Source organism: Janthinobacterium sp. BCJ23, from assembly GCF_059617945.1.
This window is the reverse complement of sequence record NZ_JCAQAW010000004.1, coordinates 477,328-499,441: the sequence shown is the minus strand read 5'-3', so window position 1 is coordinate 499,441 and position 22,114 is coordinate 477,328. Positions and strand designations below refer to the sequence as shown.

Here is a 22,114-nt window from a genome sequence, read left to right as displayed (position 1 = left end):
CCTTAAATCGTGACACCGTCAAGTTCACTCATCAGCGTTTGCATTTCCGCGCCGCCCGCCATCATGTCCAGCAAGGCTTCCTTGCTCACAGTATCCTTGGTGAAGGTGCCCAGCGACTTGCCCCGGTTCAACAACGTGAACGAGTCGCCCACCGGATACGCATGGTGCACATTGTGCGTGATAAAGATCACGGAAATGCCCCGCTCGCGCGCCTTGTAAATCAGTTTCAACACATTGAACGACTGTTTTACGCCCAGGGCTGCCGTCGGCTCGTCGAGGATCAGCACCCTGGCGCCGAAGTGGATGGCGCGGGCGATGGCCAGGCACTGCTTTTCGCCGCCCGACATGGTGCCGATGGCCTGGTGCGGGTCGCGCACCATGATGCCCATCTCGGCCAGCTTGTCGCGCGCCGTCTCGGCCGCATAGTCGATATCCATCACGGGCACCAGTCCCAGCAGCTTTTTCATCGGCTCGCGCCCCATGAAGAAATTGCGCGCCACGGACAGCAGCGGCACCAGCGCCAGATCCTGGTAGACGGTGGCCACGCCCATGTCCAGCGCTTCGCTGGGCGAATTGAAGACGACGGGCTTGCCGTCGACCAGGTACTGGCCATCGGTGGGCTTGTGCACGCCGGCCAGGGTCTTGATCAGGGTCGACTTGCCGGCGCCGTTGTCGCCCAGCAAACAATGCACTTCGCCTTCCTTCAACCGCATGGTGATGTTTTGCAGCGCCAGCACGGAGCCGAAACGCTTGCTGACATTTTCCAGGGCAAGAATATGCTCGCTCATGATTTATCTCGCTTCCGTGACGCGTGAGCGTACAAAGTTATTGAATAGCACCGCGATCAGCAGCATCACGCCGAGAAACACGCGGAACCAGTCCGAATTGATGTTGGTATAAGTGATGCCGATCTGCACCACGCCGAAGATCAGCGCGCCGAAGCAGGCGCCGACGACGGAACCGTAGCCGCCCGTCAACAAGGCGCCGCCGATGACGGCCGCGATGATGGCTTCGAATTCCTTTTGCATGCCGCGGTCGGCAGCGGCCGACCCCACGTCGCATACTTGCAAGGTGGCAAACAGGCAGGCGCAGAAGGCCGTGAAGACGAACAGCGAAATTTTCACTTTGCGCACCGGCACGCCCACATTCTTGGCCGCGTTGGCGTCGCCGCCCACGGCGAACATCCAGTTGCCGAAGCGGGTCCGCGACAACACGAACGCGGCGCCGGCAGCCAGCACCAGCCACCAGGCGATGACTTTCGGAATGCCCTTGACCAGCGGCGAGCCGTCGTCGAGCACGGCGATCCAGCCATGCGCGCCCATCCACTGGAACAGGCCAGTGGCCACATTGCCGTGGAACAGCAGGCTGGCCAGCCAGTCCTGCGCCGCCAGGTCGCCCACGCCACTGACGATGGTGCGGTTGGCGAACATGATGGACAAGGCCAGGGTCAGGCCGCGCAGGATGAACAGGAATGCCAGGGTGACGATGAACGAGGGCAAGCGCGTCTTGATGACGATGTAGCCGTTGAGCCAGCCCAGCGCCATGGAACCGGCGAAGGCGAAAATAATGGCGGCCCACAGTGGCCAGTGGAAATAGATGGTCGGGATGGCGATCATCATGCCGGCAAAGCCGATCATGGAGCCAATCGACAGGTCGAATTCACCGGCGATCATCAGCAGGCAGGCACCGATGGCGATGATGCCCAGGTAGGACGCCACTTGCATCCAGTTGACGACGCCATCGAGGTTGAACATGCCGGAGTCGCCGGCCGTGATGACGAAGAAGGCAAACACGAGCACCGCGCCGGAAATCGAGGCGAACTCGGGGCGGCCAAAAAACCGTTTGACCCAGCTGGTCGTGCCCACGCGCTCGTCGGCGGCGGCAACTGGCTTGCTGGCGGCGCCGGGAGGCGGAGGAGGATTCATGCCGGGGCTAGCCAGGCTGGTTTTGAGCGCAGTCATACGATGTCCTTTCAGTGATACTTGTTACCAATTTCAATTACTTTCCTGCCAGCATCGCTGGCGCCAGGCGTGCTCCTCCCATGCGCCGCCCGCAGGTAGCGGTGCGGCGCTGGGCAAACCCGGTGGCGACTGTGTGGATTAGCGGTATTGGCCCGCGTATTTTTCGACCTTGGAAATGTTTTCCTTGGTCACGAAACCGGGGCCGGAGCTGATATGGCGTGGGCCGTAGATCGGGGTCAGGCCGTATTCCGCCAGGCGTGCCTGGTATTTCGGATTGGCGATCAGGATCTCCTTGACCTTGGCCAGGTCAGTGATCTTTTGCTGTTTCATGATGGCCATCACGGCGACAGGAATGTAGCCTTGCAGATAGGGCTGCTGGTCGATGGCGAACTGGATGCTGCCATCCTTGATGCCCTTGGCGATTTCTTCCGACAAGTCGAAGCTGGCGAAGTACATCTTGCCTTTCAAGCCCAGCTTCTCGACGGCGCGCATGGCGGCTGGCGCCGAATCCGGTCCCAGCGCCAGCACGGCCTGGGTCTTTGGATTGCTGCGCAAATAGGCACTGACCTTGCTTTCGATCACGCCGGGGTCGACGCCATTGGTGTCGAGCGTGGACGATTTGAAGTCGACGCCGAGCGCGTCGGCAAAACCGCGGCAGCGTTCGAACGACGACGCATTCATCGCATAGTGATTCACGCACACGAACGACTTGATGCCCGCTTCCTTGGCGCGCTTGCCGGCGCCCAGGCCCGCGTCATATTCGGGCTGGCCCACGTGCATGATGGCTTTCAACTGTTCGCTTTGCGCGATGGTGCCCGAATTGATGGTCACGAGCATGATTTTCTTGGCCACTACCGTGCCCAGCGGTTTTTGCAGCACGCTGAAGTCGGCGATGTCGGCGATCAAGCCATCGTAATTGCGCGCGGCCGACTGCTCGATCAGGCGCGCCATGTCGGCCAGGTCGCCATTCGGCGGATTGCGGTAGTCGACGGACACGTTGAAGTCTTCACCGGCTTGCTTGATGGCGTTCTTGATGGTGTTCCACCAGGAATCGGAGTCCGGCGCGTGGCTGACCATGACGAATTTCTCGCCGGCAGCATGGCTAGCGCCCGTGCTCAAACCCAGGCTCAGGCCCAGGCTGGCGATGGCCAGGCACTTCATCAAACCCTTGCTTTTATTGCTATGCATGAATGTCTCCTAGACGGATTAATTTTTATAGTTGCGAGCTTTTATGAAGGGTGTCACCGGCCTGGCCTTGCGGCACACGAACCGATGCACTGCGCACAGCTTAGGCCACAAAAAAGACAAATGCAATAAAATTTTCAAAATAAATTTAAATAGAAATTCGTTTCTATTTTTAAGATTCCCTCCTATAATTCTCGCCAGAACCAGCCGCACGGAGACAGCGGCCCAGCAAGTACACCAAGGAAAAAATCATGGCAGCCACCGCCCCCATCGAACAACTGATGCAGCACATTGCCGCCGAGTACGACAACCTGTCGCGCCAGTTGAAAGTCATCGCCCAGTACATTGAAAAGCACCGGGCCAGCCTGATGCTCGAACGCATCAGCGACATCGCCGCCGCCTGCGACGTGCAGCCGTCCGCCATCGTGCGTTTCGCGCAGCGCTTCGGCTACACGGGCTTTTCCGAAATGCAGGACGTGTTCCGCCAGGCTTATACGGACCAGGCCGGCGCCACGCCCGACTACCAGCAGCGCATCCGCAAGCTGATCTCCACGCGCGACGCCGCCCTCAGCGCAGGCGACCTGACGCGCGAATTCGTCGGCGCCAGCCGCGCCGGTCTCGACGACCTGGCGGCAGGACTCGACGACGCCCAACTGGAAGCGGCCGTCAACCTGCTGCTGAAAGCGGAAAATATCTATGTGATCGGCGTGCGCCGGTCCTTTCCGATCGCCTCCTACATCGCCTATGCGCTCGAACACACGGACAAGCGCGTGCACCTGATTAGCGGACTGGGCGGCATGCACCGCGAACAGATGCGCAGCGTGCGCGAACGCGATGTGGCGATCGCCATCAGTTTCTCGCCTTACGGCAAGGAAACCCAGCAGTGCATCAAGGCGGCGCAAGACAAAGGCGCCAAGGTCCTCGTGATTACCGACAGCAAGCTGGCTCCGCTCGCGCGGGCCGCCGACGCGCTGCTCACCGTCACAGAGGGTAGCGCCTTCGCCTTCCGCTCGCTGACCAGCACCATCTGCCTGTGCCAGGCGCTGTTCATCGCGCTGGCCTACAAATTAGAGCTCGACATCGAAGAAATCCACACCCCAGGAGAACATGATGATTGAAGTAGCGTTGTTCGGCGCCGGACGCATCGGCAAAATCCACGCGGCCAACCTGGCTGCCCAACCCGGCGTGCAGTTCAAGTACGTGGTTGACGTCAACCAGGAAGCGGCCGCCGCGCTGGCCTGCCTGCATGGCGGCAGCAGCGCCACGGTTGAGGCGGCATTGGCCGACCCGGCCATCAAGGCCGTCGTCATTGCCTCGAGCACGGACACGCACGCGGACCTGATCCTGCGCTCGGCCGCCGCCGGCAAGGCCATCTTTTGCGAAAAACCCGTCGACCTGACCATCGACCGGGCGCGCGCCTGCGCCGCCGCCGTCAAGGAAGCCAATGTGCTGTGCATGCTGGGTTTCCAGCGCCGCTACGACCCCACTTTCAATGCCGTCAAGACACGCATTGAAGCGGGCGAGATCGGCACGCCGGAGTTACTCATCGTCACCAGCCGCGACCCGGGCCCGCCACCGGTCAGCTACATCAAGGTGTCGGGCGGCATCTTCAAGGATATGCTGATCCACGATTTCGACATCTTCCGCTGGATACTCGACGATGAAGCCGTCAGCGTGCACGCCACGGGCAGCTGCCTCGTCGATCCGGCCATCGGCGAAGCGGGTGACCTGGACACGGCCGTCGTCACCATCCGCACGGCCAAGGGACGCTTGTGCCAGATCAATGCCTCGCGCCGCGCTGCCTACGGCTATGACCAGCGTTTTGAGGTGCTGGGCAGCGCCGGCATGCTGCAGGCGGGCAACCACAAGCCGACGGAAGTGACGGCCTATGGTTCGGTGAACGTCAGCGTCGACAGGCCGGAAGATTTTTTCCTGGAACGTTATCGCGTGGCCTACGCGCAGGAAATGGCGCACTTCTTTGACGCCCTCACCCACGGCACGCCGCTGCGCACGACCGTCCACGATGGCTTGAAGGCGCTGGAACTGGCCGAGGCGGCCACCCTGTCGTGGCGCGAGGGTCGTGTCGTGACCCTGGCGTCGTAACTTTATAAACAACAATAAAAAATCTGGAGACACCATGTCATCCCCAACATTAAAAGTCGGCATCGTCGGCCTGGGCCGGCTGGGCCAGCGCCACGCCATCAACCTGGCGCAGCGCGTGCCGAATGCCGAAGTCGTGGCCGCCTGCAGCCCCGTGCCAGCCGAACTGGACTGGGCCTCCAGCCAGCTCGGCATCACTACCGGCTATGCCGATTACGACGCCCTGCTGGCCCATCCGGGCCTGGACGCCGTCTTCCTCGTCACGCCCACCTCGCTGCATGCGGACCAGATCATCGCCGCCCTGCGCGCCGGCAAGCACGTGTTTTGCGAAAAGCCGCTGTCGCTGGACCTGGCCGACTGCCTGAAGGTGGAAGCGGAAGCGGCGCGCCACCCGCAACTGACCATCATGATCGGCTTCGTGCGCCGTTTCGACGCCAGCTACCATGACGCGCAGCAAAAGATCGCGCAGGGACTCATCGGCAAGCCGTATCTGGTGCGTTCGCAAACCTGCGACCAGAACGACCCCAGCGGCGCCTTCATGCGCTTCGCCCCCACCAGCGGCGGCATCTTTCTCGATTGCAGCGTGCACGATATCGACCTGGCGCGCTGGCTGCTGGGCAACCCCGCACCCAAGCGCGTGTATGCGAGCGGCACCAACGCCATCCACACGGGCTTGCAGGCGTTCGGCGACGTCGACAACGGGCTGGCAACGGTCGAATTTTCCGATGGCAGCATGGCCAGCTTCATGGCCTCGCGCACCATGGCGCATGGCCATGAAACCCTGACGGAAGTGTTCGGCACGGGCGGCCGCCTGGCCGTGGGCAGCAATCCACGTCTGAACAGGGTGGAAATTTCAGATGCGCATGGCGTGCGCAATGAGTGCACGCCGGACTTCTATGCCCGCTTCACCGACGCCTTCTTGATCGAGGCGCAGGAGTTTACGGATGCGGCACTGGGCCGGCGCACCTTGTCGCTGACCTTGCACGACGCAACAGAAGCGACGCGCATCGGCCTGGCCATGACGCAAGCGATGCGCGAGGCACGGCCCGTGGAGTTTTAAACTCAGGGCGGGGACTCAGGCAGCCGGTGCGGAAAATGGACCTTCGGGCTGCCTGGGTTCCACGGCCAGCCGCAAGCCCATGGCATCGAGGATGGCCGTCAAGGTACTCAGGGAGGGATTGCCATCGGGCGACAGGGTGCGGTACAGCTGGGTAGGATTGAGCTTGGCGGCCTGCGCCACGGCGGGCACGCCGCCAAAGGCGCGCGTCAACTGGCGCAGCACGGCCAGCAGTTCGCCATGGTCGCCGTCGACGAGGATATTGTTGATCAGTTCAAGGGCGAAGGCGGGATCATCGCGGTACAGTTCGGCCATCGCTTCGTCATGCGAGCGGTCTCTTGGTGGTTTGCTCATGACCTGTTTCACGTCCTCTTTCATGTCCTCTCTCCTTCCAGTCGTGCCAGCAGGCACAGGCGTATTCGATGTCTTTCGACTGCGTGCGCTTGTCTCCGCCACACAGCAATAAAATAATCTGGCCCTCGTCGATGGCATAGTAAATACGGTAACCAGGCCCCACGTCGATGCGCAATTCCCACACGCCGTCGTGGCAAAATTTATGATCGCCAAAATTACCGGGCATCATGCGCAGCACGCGTCGCACGATAGCCACCCTGGCCGTATTGTCGCGCTGCCGCTTCAGCCATTCCGTATATAAATCCCTGCCCGATGATGTCAGGTAGTGCCGGATCTCGTACATCATATTCGTCCATAAACGAAGAAAAATCAAGGGGAAAATCACGTGTACACATAAAAAAGAAGACCACGCCATCTTGCTACCAAACCCGCACGCGCAGGCCACGAACGCCGGGTTCACTGAGCTATATCAAGATGCATTTTTCTAATTGTTATAGAGAAATGAGGCCGCCCGTCCGTGCTCCGTATCCGTGCCTCGCTCCAGCATGTTGCGCTATACAATAAGCGCCTGCCCAACCGCAAAAACCAGGCCACCATGACGAACAACGACAGCAACTCTCCTACTCTCGCCGACGTGGCCGAACGCTACGTCAGGCTGGTCCTGGCCATGGGCCAGCACGATGCCTCGTATGTGGATGCCTATTACGGCCCGCCCGCATGGCAACAGGAAGCGGTGGAACAGCAACTGGGTTTAAGCGATATCCAGGCTGCGACGGACAAGGCGCTGGCCCTGCTGGCCGGTGAAACTGGCCTGCGCGCCCTCAACCTGCGCAAGCAGCTGCAAGCCGTCATGGCGCGCGCGGAGATGCTGCAGGGATCGCGCCTCGATTTCGATACGGAAAGCGCGCGCCTGTACGACGCCGTCTCGCCCCATCACAGCCGCGCATACTATGCAACACTGGTGGCGCAGATCGACGCGCTGCTGCCTGGCGACGGCACGGTCAGCGACAGGGTCAACGCCTTGCGCGCACAGCTCATCATTCCCGCCGACAAGCTGCACGCCGTCATGGATGCGGCCATCCGCGCGGGCCGCGAACGCACCTTGCGCTACATCGCCCTGCCCGAGGGCGAAGATTTTATATTGGAATTTGTCACCGACAAGCCGTGGAGCGGCTACAACTGGTACAAGGGCAACTACCAGAGCGTGATCCAGATCAATACGGACTTGCCCGTGTACATCGATCGCGCCGTCGATCTCGGCTGCCACGAAGCGTATCCGGGCCACCACGTCTACAACGTGCTGCTCGAGCGCGACCTGGTGCGAGGCAAGGGCTGGATGGAGTACTGCATCTATCCGCTGTATTCGCCGCAATCCCTGATCGCCGAAGGCACGGCCAATTACGGCATCGAACTGAGTTTTACGGATGAAGAACGGCTGGCTTTCGAACAACAGGTGCTGTACCCGCTGGCCGGCCTCGACCCGGCGCTGGCGCCCCGCTATGCGCAACTCAACGCGCTGCTGGCCAAACTCGGCTATGCCGACAACGACATCGCGCGCCAATACCTGGAAGGCAGCCTGAGCCGCGAAGAAGCGCTGGAATGGCTGGTCAACGTGCGCCTGTACCCGGCCGAGAAATCCGCGCAGCGCCTGCAGTTCTATGATGCCATGGGCGCATACGTCATCAATTACAACTTGGGCCAGGACATGGCGAAAGCCTATGTCGAACGCCAGGGCGCGACGCGCGCCGAGCACTGGGCCGCCTTCCGCGACCTGATGTCTTCGCCGCGCGTGCCCAGCGCACTGCTGGCCGGGTAAAGCTGACGTCGCTTACTGGGCCGGCAGGCGAATGGTCGCTTCCAGGCCGCCATCGCGGTGGTTGGCCAGGGTCAGCTCGCCGCCGTGAGCCTGGACGATGCTGCGCGCGATACCGAGCCCCAATCCCATGCCATGCGCGTTTTGCTCGCGGCCATGTTCCAGGCGCACATAGGGCTGGAACAGGCTGGCGAACGCCTCTTCGGCCACGCCGGGGCCATCATCGCGGATGCGGATGACCACGTTGGCGCCCTCGCGGCACGCCGACAAATGGGCGGTCTTGCCGTAAAACAGGGCATTGTCGAGCAAGTTGCCGATGGCGCGCTTCAAGGCCAGAGGCTTGGCCTTCACGCTCAGGTCCGTCCCCACGTAATGCACTTCATGGCCTGCCAGCTGTGTCCCGCGCACCATGCGCTGCAGCAAGGGGTCCAGGCGCACCTCGGTGGCGTTTTCATGGATGTCGCTATCCTTCACGCATTGCAGCGCCCCCTTGACCATCATGTCCAGCTCATCGAGGTCATCGTGGAATTCGTTGCGCTGCACGTCGTCGTCGAGCAATTCCGTGCGCAATTTCAGGCGCGTGATGGGTGTGCGCAAGTCGTGCGAAATCGAAACGAACAGCCGTTCGCGGTCTTCCAGGTAGCGCTGGATGCGTTCGCGCATGCCGCTGAAGGCGCGCGCCGTCTGCACAAACTCGCGGCTGCCCGTCTGCGGCAGGGGTGGCGGCGTCTCGCCACGGCCAAACGCTTCGGCCGCGTCCGACAGGGCCGCCAGCGGCCGTGTGGTCCAGCGTACGACGAGGATCGACAGCAGCAGCACGGCCGCCAGCGACAACGCTTGCAGCAATACCCGGTCGAGTGTCCACGGATTACTGCTTTGCAAGAAATACGGGTTGGGCATCAGTGCCGCCAGGTACAGCCAGTTGCCCGGCTCAAGCTCGGCCTGGATCACGAGGACGGGTGCGGGATTCGGTTTCAGCAGCAAGATGTGCTGGACCCAGTTTTCCGGCAAGTCGCCGATGTGCGCGCCGCTGTCGGCCACCACCAGGTCGCTCGGCCAGGCGAAGCCCACGCGGTAGCCGGCCAGCTGCGGCAAGTCGCTCTTCAGCGCCGCCCCCACCGTGGCCACCACCGTATCGGCCAGCGCGTGCGGGGCGATTTCGCGGATGGCCAGCGGCCCCTGATTGACGTTGACAAAGAAACGCGTGCCGCCCATTTCGCGAAATTGCTGGATCAGGATGGGGCGGTAGTTGGCCGGCAGGCTGAGGAAGAAACGGATGGTGCTGGCGGCGCTGCGGGCCAGGTGCTGCGACGCCATGCGCGCCTCCACGGCCGAGTCGCGGCGCAGCTGCGTGGCCCAGATCAGGTTGCCCACCAGTTGCGTGGCCAGCACGCCGGCCACCATCACCACGGACAGGCGGCCCAGCAGCGATGGCGGCAGCAGGCGCTCGAGCAGCCGGCGCACACCCCGCTCAGGCATGCCCACTGCTCACGTCGGCCGAGAACACATAACCGGCGCCGCGCACCGTCTTGATCAGCATGGGCTGCTTGCCATCGTCCTTCAGGCGCAACCGCAGCCGGCTCACCTGCACATCGAGCGAGCGGTCAAGCGGCCCCGCGTCGCGCCCCCGCGTCTGTTCGCACAGCACGCTGCGGTCGAGGATATCGCCCGGATGCTCGACAAAGTAGCGCAACAGCTGGAAATCGAGGCCCGTCAGCTGCAGCGCTTCGCCATCGGCATCCGTCACCGTGCGCTCGAGCGTATCGAGCGTGAAACCGACGAAGCGGTAATAGCGGGGCGGCGCGGCCGCGTCGATGCCCGTGCGGCGGTGGATGGCTTTGATGCGCGCCAGCAATTCGCGCGGACTGTAGGGCTTGGCGATGTAGTCGTCGGCGCCCAGTTCCAGCCCCACCACCCGGTCCGTCTCGTCGGAGCTGGCCGTCAGCATGATGATGGGCACGTTCGAGCGGGCGCGCACCACCTTGCACAGGGCAAAGCCATCCGTGTCGGGCAGCATCACGTCGAGGATCACCAGCGACAGGCTGTCGACGTGGCGGTGGAATTCGGCCAGGAAAGTGGCGCCATCGTGCGCCAGGCCCACCTCGTACTGGTTCTTTTCCAGGTAGGCCTTCAATAGCATGCGGGTCTTTTGATCGTCGTCAACGACGAGGATTTTGCGTGACATGGTCTCGTCCTTTTTTATTCAGCGCCTGCAACATGCTGCCGATGCGGCGTTGCGCGTCGGCCGCGCTGATCGTCTCATCTAGGAAATAGCGGTGCACTTCGGCGATGATGGCGTCCTTGCTGGTTTCATCGGTGGCCATGCGGTGCACGAGGCTGGGCGCCTGGAACGCGGCGCCGCGCGCGAATGCCTGTGCCGAGGCGCGCGCGCAGCTGTCCAGGCGCGACAGGTCGGCCTGGCGCAAGGCGGGAATCGAGCCCTTTACCTGGCTGTATTCGAGCTGCACGGGCAGCGAAGCGACCACCTGCGCCAGCTTTTCCTGCGCGCCCTGGTGCGTGTAGTCGGAGGCGAACATGGCCAGCGTGTCGATGCTGTACAGGTGGTAGTCGCCCGTGTCCGGCGCGGCGGCGCAGCCGAACGCCTCGTCCGTGGCGCGGCCCCAGGCATTCAGTTCGCCCTTGACCCAGTCGCCCATGATGTACATGGCCACCTCGCCGTCGCCCACCTGGCGCGCCATTTCGGGCCAGCCCTGTTCGCGCAGCGGCGTGCCCATCCATTGTTTCAGCGATCTCAAGCGCTGCAAGGCGTGGCGCAGGCGCGGGTCCGCATACGCCTCGGCTTTCTTGTCGACAAACAGGGCGCGGTAATACGCGGGCCCCGATTCGGCCAGCACCAGCGTTTCAAACAGGGTCGCCACCTGCCACGCTTCGCTGCTTTGCGCCAGCGGCGTGATGCCGGCCTGGCGCAGCTTGCCGGCCACGCGCTCAAAGTCGCTCCAGCTGCGCGGCACGGCCAGGCCCAGGCGCTGGAAGATCTTGCGGTTGTAAAACAGGGTATTGATGCGGTGGATGCCGGCCGGCACGCCCATCGTATGGCCGCGGTTTTGCAGCAATCCCCACACGGTGGGATACATGGTTGCGCGCCAGTTGTTGCTGGCGGCGACGCTGTCGAGCTGCAGCAGCAGACCCAGGTCGCTCCACTCGCCCAGGGTATAGCCGATCAGCTGCATGACTTCCGGCGATTTGCCGGCCAGCACGCGGCTCTTCAAGACCTTGCCCGCGCCGACCCCGGCGCCGCCCGCGATGGCCGCGTCACGCCATTCGACGCCTTCCTGCGCCAGGCGCGCCACCAGCACGTCGGCGGCGCGGCGTTCGCCGGCCGAGGTCCACCAGTGCAGCACTTGCAGCGCTTCGGCCCGCGCCGGCACGCTGCTGCACAGGAAGGCAAGCAGCGCCAGCGCCGCCACGCCGCGACGGCGGGCGTCCCCGGCATGGCGGTCGGCGGTGCTGTGCGGCGGCGTCTTCAATCCTGTCCCCTTGTTCTTGTCGCGACAAACTATAGCCCAACTACAAAACAGCAGGTTGGTAATTTAGCCCCCTGATTTGTAAAGAAACGTGAGCTTTTGTTGCACTACCTTGCGCACCGCACAAGGGGCGCCACGCGCCCGACGCCCCGCGCGGCGCGCCACGGCAGCGGACATCGGTAAGGAAAGGTAAGCAAGCACCCCCGCGCATTTCAAGATTTTTCTTTTAAATCAACGAGATAAGAAATAATCGTCGGCACAATACCGGACGCTGGCGTCACATTTCCCCCGATGCTACTGTCCGCCAACTGCAGCGTAACAGGCAGCCAAACAAGACCAACACCAACAAGGAGACGACATGCAACTGCATGCAAAAGGCGGCGCGGCCGCGCGCAACACATTGCTGGCCCTGCTGCTGGCCAGCGGCACGGCACAGGCGGGCACGCTCACCATCGAAAGCTGGCGCGTGGATGACAAGACCCTGTGGGAAACGGTGCTCATTCCCGCCTTCCAGAAAAAGCATCCTGGCATCGAGATCAAGTTCTCGCCCACGGCCCCTACCGAATACGATTCCACCCTGAACGCGCGCATGAGCGGTGGCACGGCCGGCGACTTGCTGGCCTGCCGACCGTTCGACGTCTCGCTGGCCCTGTACAAGCGGGGCCAGCTGGAAAAGCTCGACGGCAAGGCCGGCATGGACAACTTCCCCGCCTCGGCCAAGGTGGCGTGGCAGACGGACGATGGCAAGGACACCTTCTGCATGCCGATAGCGTCCGTCATGCATGGCTTCCTGTACAACAAGAAAATCTTCCGTGAACTGAAACTGCAGCCGCCCGCCACGGAAGAGGAATTCTTCAAGGTACTGGAAACGGTCAAGAAAAGCGGCAAATATGCGCCCTTGGCCCTGGGCACGGCCGACCAGTGGGAAGCGAACCAGGTGGTGTTCACCAGCATCGGCGCCAATTACTGGAAGGGTGAAGAGGGCCGCAAGGCGCTGATCGCCGGCAAGGCCAAATTTACCGACCCGCAATTCGTTGCCGCCTGGGAATACGAGGCCCGTCTGGGCAGCTACCTGTCCAAGGGCGCCAGCGCGCAAACCTATGGCGACAGCCAGAACCAGTTCGCGCTGGGCAAGGCCGCCATCTACCCGTCCGGCTCCTGGGACATCGCCTACTTCAAGCAAGACCCGGAACTGGAACTGGGTGCCTTCAACCCGCCCGTGCGCAAGGCCGGCGACAAGTGCTATATCTCGGACCACACGGACATCGGCATGAGCGTCAACAAGAAGTCGAAGAACAAGGAAGACGCCTACAAATTCCTCGCCTGGCTCGGTTCGCAGGAATTCGCCGACATCTACACCAACAAGGTGACGGGCTTCTTTTCGCTGTCGAACCACCTGATCTCCATCAAGGACCCGCTGGCCAAGCAGATGAACGGCTGGCGCGCCAGTTGCGCCTCGACCATCCGCCTGAATGCGCAAATCCTCAACCGTGGCGAGCCGAGCATGGAAAACGAGCTGTGGAACGTCAATGCCCAGGTCCTGAACGGCAAGCTGGCGCCGAAGGACGCCGCGCGCCAGATCCAGTCCGGCTTTGCCAAGTGGTACAAGCCGCAACAGTAATCACCACGTCTACCCTCCCCGAGCAACCGGCCTGAGCAGTGCGATGCGGCGGCCGGTGGCACGGTTTTGCCGGCGGCCCCGCCGCCGGTGCTTTTCTTCGTCTGGAGTTTCGCCGTGAAAAAAGCTTTCCCATGGCACGTCCTCGTGTTCCTGGCCCCGGCGCTGGTCATTTACTCGCTGTTCAGCGCCCTGCCCCTGGCCGATACCCTGCGCCTGGGCCTGTACACGACCGATGAGAGCGGCCAGCACCATTTTGCCGGCCTGGCCAACTACGCCACCATCCTGTTCGACCCGCAATGGTCGCAAAGTTTCTGGAATGCGATGTGGAACAACTGCAAGTTTTTCCTCATCCACATGCTGCTGCAAAATCCCATCGGCCTGCTGCTGGCCACCCTCTTCAGCCTCAAGGGTTTGAAGGGCGAGCGCAGCTACCGCACCCTGATCTTCCTGCCGACCCTGCTGTCCGTCGTCATCATCGGCTTCATCTGGCAGCTGATCCTGTCGCCGCTGTGGGGCGTGGGCCAGTCGCTGATGGATGGCGTGGGCATAGGCACTTACTTCGCGCCATGGCTGGGCCAGGAATCGACGGCCCTGCTGACCATCGCCCTCATTTCCGTTTGGCAATATATCGGCATCCCCATGATGCTGATCTATGCGGCCCTGCTGGCCGTGCCCGAGGAAATCATCGAGGCGGCCCACGCGGAAGGGGCCAGCGCCATGCGCATCTTCTGGCAAATCAAGCTGCCGCTGATTTGGCCCACCCTGGGGCTGGTGACCATCCTCACCTTTGTCGCCAACTTCAATGCCTTCGACCTCGTGTATTCCGTGAAAGGCGCGCTGGCGGGGCCGAACTACGCCACCGACATCCTCGGCACCTTCTTTTACCGCACCTTCTTCGGTTACCAGGCCCAGCTGGGCAGCCCCACCATGGGCGCCGCCGTGGCCACCATGATGTTCCTCGTGATCCTCGTGGGCGTGGGCGTGTATTTCTTTTTCGTGCAGCGCAAGCTGACACGCTACGAACTGTAAGGGCCGCCATGCGCAACGTTTCCACCCGCCCCCTGGGCCGCGCCGCCGTGCATGCGATCCTGGCCGGCTACACCATCATCGCCCTGTTTCCCATCGTCTTGATCCTGATCAACTCAGTGAAGACGCGGGCCGCCATCTTCGACAATCCGCTGGCCTTGCCCACGCCTTCCACCTTTTCGCTCGTGGGCTTTCACAAGGTGCTGGCCAATTCCGACTTCCTGCTGTACTTCGGCAACAGCCTGTTCGTCACCCTGCTGTCGCTGCTGCTGATCGTGCTGTTCGGCGCCATGGCGGCCTGGGCCTTGTCCGAATACACGTTTACGGGCAATCGCCTGCTGACCCTGTACCTGGCGCTGGGCATCATGATCCCCATCCGCCTGGGTACGGTGTCCATCCTGGAACTGGTGGTGCGGCTCGACCTGATCAACACCTTGACGGCGCTGGTGCTCGTGTACACGGCGCAGGGCCTGCCGCTGGCCGTGATGATTCTGTCCGAATTCGTGCGCCAGGTGCCGCGCGAACTGAAGGATGCGGCGCGCTGCGACGGCGTGGGCGAATTCGCCATCTTCTTCCAGGTGATCCTGCCCCTGATCCGCCCCGCCATCGCCACGGTGGCCGTGTTCACCATGATTCCGGCCTGGAACGACCTGTGGTTCCCGCTGATTCTGGCGCCATCGGACCGTACCAAGACCGTCACCCTGGGCGTGCAGCAATTCATCGGGCAATACGTGACGGACTGGAACTCCGTGCTGGCGGCGCTGTCGCTGGCCGTCATTCCCGTGCTCGTCATGTACGTCATTTTCTCTCGTCAACTGATCCGCGGCCTGACGTCCGGCGCGGTCAAATAATAGGTGCGCCATGGCCCATGTAAGCCTGCAACAACTGACCAAATCCTACGACGGCCGCCACAATGTGCTGGCCGGCATCGACCTCGACATCCGTGACGGTGAATTCGTCGTGCTGGTGGGTCCTTCCGGCTGCGGCAAATCGACCTTGCTGCGCATGCTGTGCGGCCTGGAAAGCATTTCGCAAGGGACATTGTCCATCGGCGGCAAGGTTGTCAACGACTTGCCGCCGGCCGAACGGGGCATCGCCATGGTTTTCCAGAGCTATGCGCTGTATCCGCACATGAGCGTGTACCGCAACATGGCGTTCGGCCTGAAGATCGCCGGCGCCAGCAAGGAAGCCATCGCCCAGCGCGTGCGCCACGCGGCCGCCATCCTGAAGATCGACCACCTGCTGGAACGCCTGCCGCGCGAACTGTCGGGCGGCCAGCGCCAGAGGGTGGCCATCGGCCGCGCCATCGTGCGCGAACCGCAGCTGTTCCTGTTCGACGAGCCGCTGTCGAACCTCGACGCGGCCCTGCGCGTGCAGACGCGGCTGGAAATCGCCAAGCTGCACCGCCAGTTGAACGCCACCATCGTCTACGTCACGCACGACCAGGTCGAGGCGATGACCCTGGGCGACAAGATCGTCGTCATGCATGGCGGCCATATCCAGCAGGCGGGCACGCCTTTGGAGCTGTACCAGCAGCCGGCGAACCGCTTCGTGGCCGGTTTCATCGGCGCGCCGATGATGAATTTCTTCGAAGGCAAGGTCGTCGCCGCACAGGACGATGGCGTGCGCGTGGCGCTGGCCAGCGGCCAGGAAATCACGGCCCTCGTCGACCCGGCCGGCCTGCATGCAGGCGACGCCGTCACGGTGGGCCTGCGGGCGGAACACATCCTCGAAAACGGCGACGGCAGCGCCCGCTTCCAGGGCGTCGTCAGCCTGGTGGAACACCTGGGCGAAGCCAACTTCATTTACCTGGCGCTGGACAACGGCCAGGAACTGGTGATACGCGGCGACGGCAACAACCGCGTGCCGCTGGGCCAGCCATTCACGGTCTCGGCCGCCAGCAGCGCCTTCCATTTGTTCGACGCGCAAGGCGTGGCGCGCACGCGGCGCCAGCCCGGCAACCTGATTTCATCGAAACAGATATTGGCCGCCTGAGCCTTTCCGCCCAGGCAGCCCCCCGATTGGATCGGCAGCGATCCGGTACGACGTGCCCAAGCACGCATTTTGATAACGACAAGGAGACTCCATGCAACACCCGATGAAGACCTCGCTGGCGCTGGCCTGCGCCATGCTGCTGGCCTGCGGCGCCGCCCACGCCAGCGATGCCGAAGGCGAATACCACGGCTACTTCCGCGCCGGCCTCGGCTCGAGCACGGACAGCCGCGGCCCGCAAAGCTGCTACGGCCTGGGCGGCAACACCATGCGCTACCGGCTCGGCAACGAATGCGACACCTATGGCGAATTCGAATACCAGAAGGAAATGGCCAAGTCGCCCAATGGCGTCAGCTTCGTCGGCCATATCATGGTGGCCGCCTATACGCCCAGTTCCGCCGTCAGCGATTCGGACCTGAGCATGTCGAAGATGTACGTGGAAGCGAAAAACATCGAAAGCCTCAACGGTGGCACGGCCTGGATCGGCAAGCGCTACTACATGCGTCCCGACATCCACATGTTGGACTTGCAATACATCAATATGAACGGCACGGGCGGCGGCATCGACCAGTACAAACTGGGACCGGGCCGCATCAGCTATGGTTTCTTCAAGGATAACGACAAGCCCGGCAGCTCGGCCATCCGGCAAAACCTCGTCTATCAGGGCATCCCCATCAATCAGGATGGCACCCTGGAAGTGCTGACCACCCTGATCACGCCCGACAAGAAGGACAGCACCTCGCACAGCGGCTGGCAAGCCACCGTGCTGCACAAGCAAGATAAAGTATGGGGCGGCGCAAACACCTTCGGCATCCAGTACGGCGTCGGGCCGGGCACGGGCGCGGGTGGCCAGTGCTGCAACCGCATGGGCACGACGGGCTCGATCCGCAACGGCAGCGACGTCACGCGCTTGCGCATCTTCAATTCGCTGTGGATACAGCCGACGCCGGAATGGAGCGCGGAAATGATCGCCATCGTGCAGCGCGACAAATCCGACGCCACGGGCGGCAGCTCGACCTGGACCACCCTGGGCGTGCGCCCCGTGTATGCCGTCAACGACAACTTCAAGCTGCAGTTCGAACTGGGCACGGACCGCGTGACCTCGCCCACGGGCGGCGCCGCGCAGCGCCTGACCAAGCTGACCTTCGCGCCCACCCTGACGGCGGGCAAGGGTTACTGGTCGCGCCCCGAGCTGCGCGCCTTCGTCACGTACGGCAAATGGAACGACGCCGCCACGGCCGCCGTCAACAAGGCCAATGAATCGGGTCCCGTGTATGGCAACGCCACCAGCGGCACCTCGTTCGGCCTGCAAGTGGAGACGTGGTTTTAAGAAGCTGTCTTGATATGGCGCAGTGCATGCGCCTGTCGGACTGCGCGAAATCGCGTGCCGCGCTATGCTGCACGCCATACCGCTCACTTCGGAGGCCGCATGCACGCCGCATTCCCCCGGGCCGCCGCCGCGCTGGCCCTCGTTTTCGCCAGCATGGCATGGGCTCGCGATGCCGCCGTCGCGCCGGCGCCGGTCCCGAGCGCGCGCCAGCAGGCGCTGATGGCCACCGTCGTGGGCAGCGCCGCCCATCCGCGCATCCTGCAAGTACGCCTCGATGAACTGCATCCGACCCAGCCAGCCATCGGCTACGACCAGGTGTATTACAAGCTGGGACGCTATGCGGCCGAAGAAAAACACATCGCCGACATCGCCAAGCCAAAGAAATTCGCCGACCTGTGCGAAGCCAATGGCCAGGGCGACGTCTTGCCCAACACGGCCAATGTGCCTGGCGCCACCCTGGCCGCGCCACCGGCCGGCTACCGCTGCAAGGCGGCCGTGGGCAGCCGTCCGGATGACATGAAGACCGTCGTCATCGGCCCGCGCGGCATCGTGTACCTGACCGATGGCCACCACACGTTTTCCACATTTTGGGATGCCGACGGCGGGCGCAATCGTCAAATGAAAGTCTGGGTCAAGGTCAGCGACAATTTCAGCGCACTGGGCGAAGCGGCGTTCTGGACGCGCATGCGCGAGGAAAACAAGGTGCGGCTGAAAAACGGCCGCAACCAGGCCATCACGCCACGGCAGCTGCCGCCCGCCATCGGCCTGCAGTCCCTGGGCGACGACCCATACCGCTCGCTCGTCTACTTTACGCGCGGAATCGGCTACGAGCCGCCGGAACACGCCACGGAATTTCTCGAGTTTTACTGGGCCGACTGGCTGCGCGGCATGCCGACGCTGGACCTGGCGCGCGTCGACCTGCGTGATGCCACCGCGTATGCGAATGCGGTCCTGCTGGCCGCGCAGGCAATGGTGGCGCTGCAACCGGACGATATCGTCAGCGGCGGCAAGAGCGCGCGCGAACTGGGCGCCCTGCGGGAAGTCAACCGGGAAGCGTTCGATGAACTGATCGACGACAAGGGCAAGCTGCGCCACGCCATCGCCTATAAAAAATCGCTGGCGCAATAAGCGCGGCAGCGTAAACAAGCTGCGTAAACGACAACGGCCCGCCTGTCATGCGACAAGCGGGCCGTTTTTATGGAGACAACGCTTAGGCGATGCGTTCGCCGTTGGCCGGATCGAACAGGGCCGCTTTCGACAGGTTGAACGACAACTGCATGGTCTGCCCCGGCAGCACGGCTTCGCGCGGGTGCGTGCGGCAAGTCACGGCCGCGCCGTTCAAACGCGTCGTCAGCAAGGTGTCGGGACCGGTTGGCTCGACGAGGTCGATCAAACAACCGAGTTCCTGGCCCACGTCGCCGTGTGCGCTGCTCATGTCAGTGATCTGCTCCGGACGCACGCCCAGGATCACGTCGCGGCCCGCATAGCTGCGCAGCTTGTCGGCGGCAAACGGCAAGGCCAGGCGCAGGCTCTTGCCCGCGTTCTCGATGGCGACAAACACCTCGTTGCCTTCGATGACAGGCTTGACGGTGATGAAGTTCATCGACGGCGAGCCGATGAAGCCGGCCACGAACAGGTTGGCTGGATTGTCGTAGATTTCCTGCGGCGTGCCCAGTTGCTGCACCACCCCATCCTTCATGACGGCGATCAGGTCGCCCATCGTCATCGCCTCGATCTGGTCATGCGTGACGTAGACGATGGTGGCTTTCAGGCGCTGGTGCAGCAGCTTGATCTCGGCGCGCATTTCCACGCGCAGCTTGGCGTCCAGGTTCGACAGCGGTTCGTCGAACAGGAACAGCGACGGCTTGCGCGAAATGGCGCGGCCCATGGCGACCCTCTGGCGCTGGCCACCCGACAACTGCGCCGGACGGCGATCGAGCAAGTGCGTGATCTGCAGGGTTTCGGCGACGCGGGCGACGATTTCCTCCTGCTCCGCCTTCGGCACTTTTTTCACGTTCAGGCCGAACGCGATGTTTTCGCGCACCGTCATCGACGGGTACAGCGCGTAGGACTGGAACACCATGGCGATGTCGCGGTCCTTAGGCGGCAGGTCGTTGACGACCTTGCCGTCGATGAGGATTTCACCGGACGTGACGCTTTCCAGGCCGGCCACCATATTGAGCAAGGTCGACTTGCCGGAGCCGGAGCCGCCGACAAGGATCAGGAACTGGCCATCCTTGATCTCGATGTCGATGCCCTTGAGGACTTCGACGCCATTCGTGTACACCTTGCGGATGCTGCGTATCGATAAACTGGACATATTCTTTCCTTAACCTTTGACTGCGCCTGCGGTCAGACCGCGCACAAAATAACGGCCTGCGACCAGATAGACCAGCAGGGTCGGCAGCGCGGCAATCACCGCGGCGGCCATGTTGACGTTGTATTCCTTCACACCCGTGGACGTGTTGACCAGGTTGTTCAAGCCCACCGTGATCGGCTGCGAATCGCCACTGGCGAAGACGATACCGAACAGGAAGTCGTTCCAGATCTGCGTGAATTGCCAGATGATGCAGACGACGAAAATCGGACCCGAAATCGGCAGCACGATCTTGCGGAAGATCAGGAAGAAACCGGCGCCGTCGATGCGCGCCGCCTTGATCAGTTCTTCCGGCACGCCGATGTAGTAGTTACGGAAGAACAAAGTCGTGAACGCCGTGCCGTACACCACGTGCACGAAGACGAGGCCCGTGGTGGTATTGGCCAGGCCGAATTCGCCCAGCAGGCGCGCCATCGGCAGGATCACCACCTGGAACGGAATGAAGCAGCCCACCAGCAAGGCGGCAAACAGGATTTCCGAACCGCGGAAGCGCCAGTGTGCGAACACATAGCCATTGAAGGCGCCAAGGAAGGTCGAGATCAGCACGGCGGGAATCACCATCTTGATCGAGTTCCAGAAGAACGGCTGCATGCCGTCGCAGGTGACGCCCGTGCAGGCCGAAGACCAGGCCTTGAACCAGGAATCAAATTGCCATACGTGCGGCAAGGCCAGCAGGTTGCCGCTGCGGATCTCGTCGAGCGACTTGAACGACGTCGACAGGGTCACGTACAGGGGCACGATGTAGTACACCGCGAACAGGATCAGCAGCAGATATAACACCACCCGTCCCAGGGTGAGTTTGTTGTTACGTGTAGGAGTGTGTGTCATCTCATCGCCTTTGCGCTGCGCGTTTCCAGATACATCAGCGGCACGAGCACGGCCACGATGGTGGCGAGCATCATCATTGCCGATGCCGAGCCCAGGCCCAGCTGGCCGCGGGTGAAGGAAAACTGGTACATGAAGATGGCCGGCACGGACGACGAGTTGCCAGGTCCGCCAGCCGTCAGTGCGATGACCAGGTCGAAGCTCTTGATGGCGATATGCGCGAGGATCAGCAGCACGCTGAAAAATACGGGACGCATGGCGGGAATCACGATGCGCCAGTAGATCGTCGGCAAGGACGCGCCATCGACCTGCGCCGCCTTGATGATCTCGTCATCGATGCCGCGCAGGCCGGCCAGGAACAGGGCCATGACAAAGCCCGACGACTGCCATACGCCGGCGATCACCACCGTGTAGATGGCCATGTCGGAGTTCACCAGCCAGTCGAAGGTAAACGAGGTCCAGCCCCAGTCGTGCATGACCTTTTCCAGGCCCAGGCTGGGATTGAGCATCCATTTCCAGGCCGTGCCGGTGACGATGAAGGACAGCGCCATCGGATACAGGTAGATGGCGCGCAGCGCGCCTTCGGCGCGGATTTTCTGGTCCAGCAGGATGGCCAGGAACAGGCCGATGGCGATGCTGCAACCGATGAACAGGACACCGAAGATGCCGAGGTTCTTGAGCGAGGTCCACCAGCGCTCGTTGTCGAACAGCTCGACGTATTGCACCAGGCCGGCGAACTCGTAGTTCGGCATCAGCCGCGATTCGGTCAGCGACAGCCAACCGGTCAAAAAGATAAAACCATAGACGAATACCAAGCTGGCGATGAGCGTGGGGCCCAACACCATCTGCGGTATCCATCGGTCGAATTGCTTGCGTATGGACATAGGAGAGCCGTAGAGAGAACTGCGTGTGGCGCCGGCCTGGTCGAAGCCAGGGCGGACGCCTGCGATGCATGCAATGCAGCGGGCGCCGGCGAGCGTGCCGGCGC

21 protein-coding genes are annotated in these 22,114 nt (G+C 62.6%); 10 read left to right on the top strand and 11 right to left on the bottom strand.

Features of this window, described 5'->3' with window-relative positions:
• Window positions 1-2: 2 nt before the first annotated feature.
• From AC54AG_RS16520 to AC54AG_RS16510, 3 genes are all read right to left on the bottom strand, one after another.
• Window positions 3-788 carry an ATP-binding cassette domain-containing protein gene (locus AC54AG_RS16520; protein ID WP_070303058.1) on the bottom strand — a complete coding sequence of 262 codons (786 nt, stop codon included), beginning with the start codon at window positions 786-788 and terminating at the stop codon, window positions 3-5.
• Between the two features lie 3 nt (window positions 789-791).
• Entirely contained in the window at window positions 792-1,925 is a 1,134-nt protein-coding gene (locus AC54AG_RS16515) for an ABC transporter permease (protein WP_051991939.1), read from the bottom strand.
• 174 nt (window positions 1,926-2,099) lie between these two features.
• Window positions 2,100-3,149, bottom strand: a complete 1,050-nt coding sequence (locus tag AC54AG_RS16510; RefSeq protein WP_034757655.1) for a sugar ABC transporter substrate-binding protein — start codon at window positions 3,147-3,149, stop codon at window positions 2,100-2,102.
• A 248-nt stretch (window positions 3,150-3,397) separates the two neighbouring features.
• On the opposite strand from AC54AG_RS16510, the gene AC54AG_RS16505 reads away from it, so the two are divergent.
• Genes AC54AG_RS16505 through AC54AG_RS16495 form a run of 3 tightly spaced genes read left to right on the top strand, consistent with a single transcriptional unit; the run spans window position 3,398 to window position 6,306 of the window.
• Window positions 3,398-4,264 carry a MurR/RpiR family transcriptional regulator gene (locus tag AC54AG_RS16505; RefSeq protein WP_034757651.1) on the top strand — a complete coding sequence of 289 codons (867 nt, stop codon included), beginning with the start codon at window positions 3,398-3,400 and terminating at the stop codon, window positions 4,262-4,264.
• The gene (iolG, locus tag AC54AG_RS16500) at window positions 4,257-5,249 is read left to right on the top strand and encodes an inositol 2-dehydrogenase (protein ID WP_496631013.1); all 993 of its coding nucleotides are present in this window, start codon (window positions 4,257-4,259) and stop codon (window positions 5,247-5,249) included. Before AC54AG_RS16505 ends, iolG begins: the two co-directional genes overlap by 8 nt.
• A gap of 34 nt (window positions 5,250-5,283) precedes the next feature.
• Window positions 5,284-6,306 carry a Gfo/Idh/MocA family oxidoreductase gene (locus AC54AG_RS16495; protein ID WP_496630970.1) on the top strand — a complete coding sequence of 341 codons (1,023 nt, stop codon included), beginning with the start codon at window positions 5,284-5,286 and terminating at the stop codon, window positions 6,304-6,306.
• Between the two features lie 15 nt (window positions 6,307-6,321).
• On the opposite strand, the gene AC54AG_RS16490 is transcribed toward AC54AG_RS16495, so the two are convergent.
• Window positions 6,322-6,657 (bottom strand): helix-turn-helix domain-containing transcriptional regulator, encoded by a 336-nt coding sequence (locus tag AC54AG_RS16490; RefSeq protein WP_496630969.1) that lies wholly within the window; start codon window positions 6,655-6,657, stop codon window positions 6,322-6,324.
• A complete protein-coding gene (locus tag AC54AG_RS16485) occupies window positions 6,626-7,003 on the bottom strand; it encodes a type II toxin-antitoxin system RelE/ParE family toxin (protein ID WP_425324045.1) in 378 nt (125 codons plus the stop codon). Before AC54AG_RS16485 ends, AC54AG_RS16490 begins: the two co-directional genes overlap by 32 nt.
• A 249-nt stretch (window positions 7,004-7,252) precedes the next feature.
• On the opposite strand from AC54AG_RS16485, the gene AC54AG_RS16480 reads away from it, so the two are divergent.
• Entirely contained in the window at window positions 7,253-8,473 is a 1,221-nt protein-coding gene (locus AC54AG_RS16480; protein ID WP_496630968.1) for a hypothetical protein, read from the top strand.
• A gap of 12 nt (window positions 8,474-8,485) precedes the next feature.
• Here AC54AG_RS16480 and AC54AG_RS16475 read toward each other — a convergent pair whose 3' ends face one another.
• The 3 genes from AC54AG_RS16475 to AC54AG_RS16465 are packed head-to-tail and all read right to left on the bottom strand — an operon-like array spanning window position 8,486 to window position 11,958.
• On the bottom strand, window positions 8,486-9,949 hold the full coding sequence (locus AC54AG_RS16475; protein ID WP_456131357.1) for an ATP-binding protein: 1,464 nt from the start codon (window positions 9,947-9,949) through the stop codon (window positions 8,486-8,488).
• On the bottom strand, window positions 9,942-10,655 hold the full coding sequence (locus tag AC54AG_RS16470; protein WP_034757625.1) for a response regulator: 714 nt from the start codon (window positions 10,653-10,655) through the stop codon (window positions 9,942-9,944). Before AC54AG_RS16470 ends, AC54AG_RS16475 begins: the two co-directional genes overlap by 8 nt.
• Complete coding sequence (locus AC54AG_RS16465) at window positions 10,630-11,958, bottom strand: ABC transporter substrate-binding protein (protein ID WP_496630966.1); 1,329 nt, start codon at window positions 11,956-11,958, stop codon at window positions 10,630-10,632. The genes AC54AG_RS16470 and AC54AG_RS16465 overlap by 26 nt, the downstream gene beginning before the upstream one ends.
• Before the next feature lie 355 nt (window positions 11,959-12,313).
• Between AC54AG_RS16465 and AC54AG_RS16460 the strand changes: the two genes are divergently transcribed.
• The 6 genes from AC54AG_RS16460 (at window position 12,314) to AC54AG_RS16435 (ending at window position 19,052) form a co-directional block, all read left to right on the top strand.
• On the top strand, window positions 12,314-13,576 hold the full coding sequence (locus AC54AG_RS16460) for an ABC transporter substrate-binding protein (protein WP_496630965.1): 1,263 nt from the start codon (window positions 12,314-12,316) through the stop codon (window positions 13,574-13,576).
• Between the two features lie 114 nt (window positions 13,577-13,690).
• On the top strand, window positions 13,691-14,605 hold the full coding sequence (locus AC54AG_RS16455; protein WP_046685503.1) for a carbohydrate ABC transporter permease: 915 nt from the start codon (window positions 13,691-13,693) through the stop codon (window positions 14,603-14,605).
• Window positions 14,606-14,613: 8 nt separating this feature from the next.
• A complete protein-coding gene (locus tag AC54AG_RS16450; RefSeq protein WP_046684851.1) occupies window positions 14,614-15,453 on the top strand; it encodes a carbohydrate ABC transporter permease in 840 nt (279 codons plus the stop codon).
• A 10-nt stretch (window positions 15,454-15,463) separates the two neighbouring features.
• On the top strand, window positions 15,464-16,597 hold the full coding sequence (locus AC54AG_RS16445; RefSeq protein ID WP_331777838.1) for an ABC transporter ATP-binding protein: 1,134 nt from the start codon (window positions 15,464-15,466) through the stop codon (window positions 16,595-16,597).
• 91 nt (window positions 16,598-16,688) lie between these two features.
• Window positions 16,689-17,924 (top strand): maltoporin, encoded by a 1,236-nt coding sequence (locus tag AC54AG_RS16440; RefSeq protein WP_496630964.1) that lies wholly within the window; start codon window positions 16,689-16,691, stop codon window positions 17,922-17,924.
• Between the two features lie 99 nt (window positions 17,925-18,023).
• Window positions 18,024-19,052: a ParB/Srx family N-terminal domain-containing protein gene (locus AC54AG_RS16435; protein ID WP_496630963.1), complete on the top strand. Its 1,029-nt coding sequence runs from the start codon at window positions 18,024-18,026 to the stop codon at window positions 19,050-19,052.
• 82 nt (window positions 19,053-19,134) lie between these two features.
• Here AC54AG_RS16435 and AC54AG_RS16430 read toward each other — a convergent pair whose 3' ends face one another.
• The 3 genes from AC54AG_RS16430 to AC54AG_RS16420 are packed head-to-tail and all read right to left on the bottom strand — an operon-like array spanning window position 19,135 to window position 22,010.
• A complete protein-coding gene (locus tag AC54AG_RS16430; RefSeq protein ID WP_070303050.1) occupies window positions 19,135-20,244 on the bottom strand; it encodes an ABC transporter ATP-binding protein in 1,110 nt (369 codons plus the stop codon).
• A gap of 9 nt (window positions 20,245-20,253) precedes the next feature.
• Complete coding sequence (locus AC54AG_RS16425) at window positions 20,254-21,129, bottom strand: carbohydrate ABC transporter permease (RefSeq protein ID WP_496630962.1); 876 nt, start codon at window positions 21,127-21,129, stop codon at window positions 20,254-20,256.
• Complete coding sequence (locus tag AC54AG_RS16420; protein WP_010397323.1) at window positions 21,126-22,010, bottom strand: carbohydrate ABC transporter permease; 885 nt, start codon at window positions 22,008-22,010, stop codon at window positions 21,126-21,128. The genes AC54AG_RS16425 and AC54AG_RS16420 overlap by 4 nt, the downstream gene beginning before the upstream one ends.
• Between the last annotated feature and the right edge of the window lie 104 nt (window positions 22,011-22,114).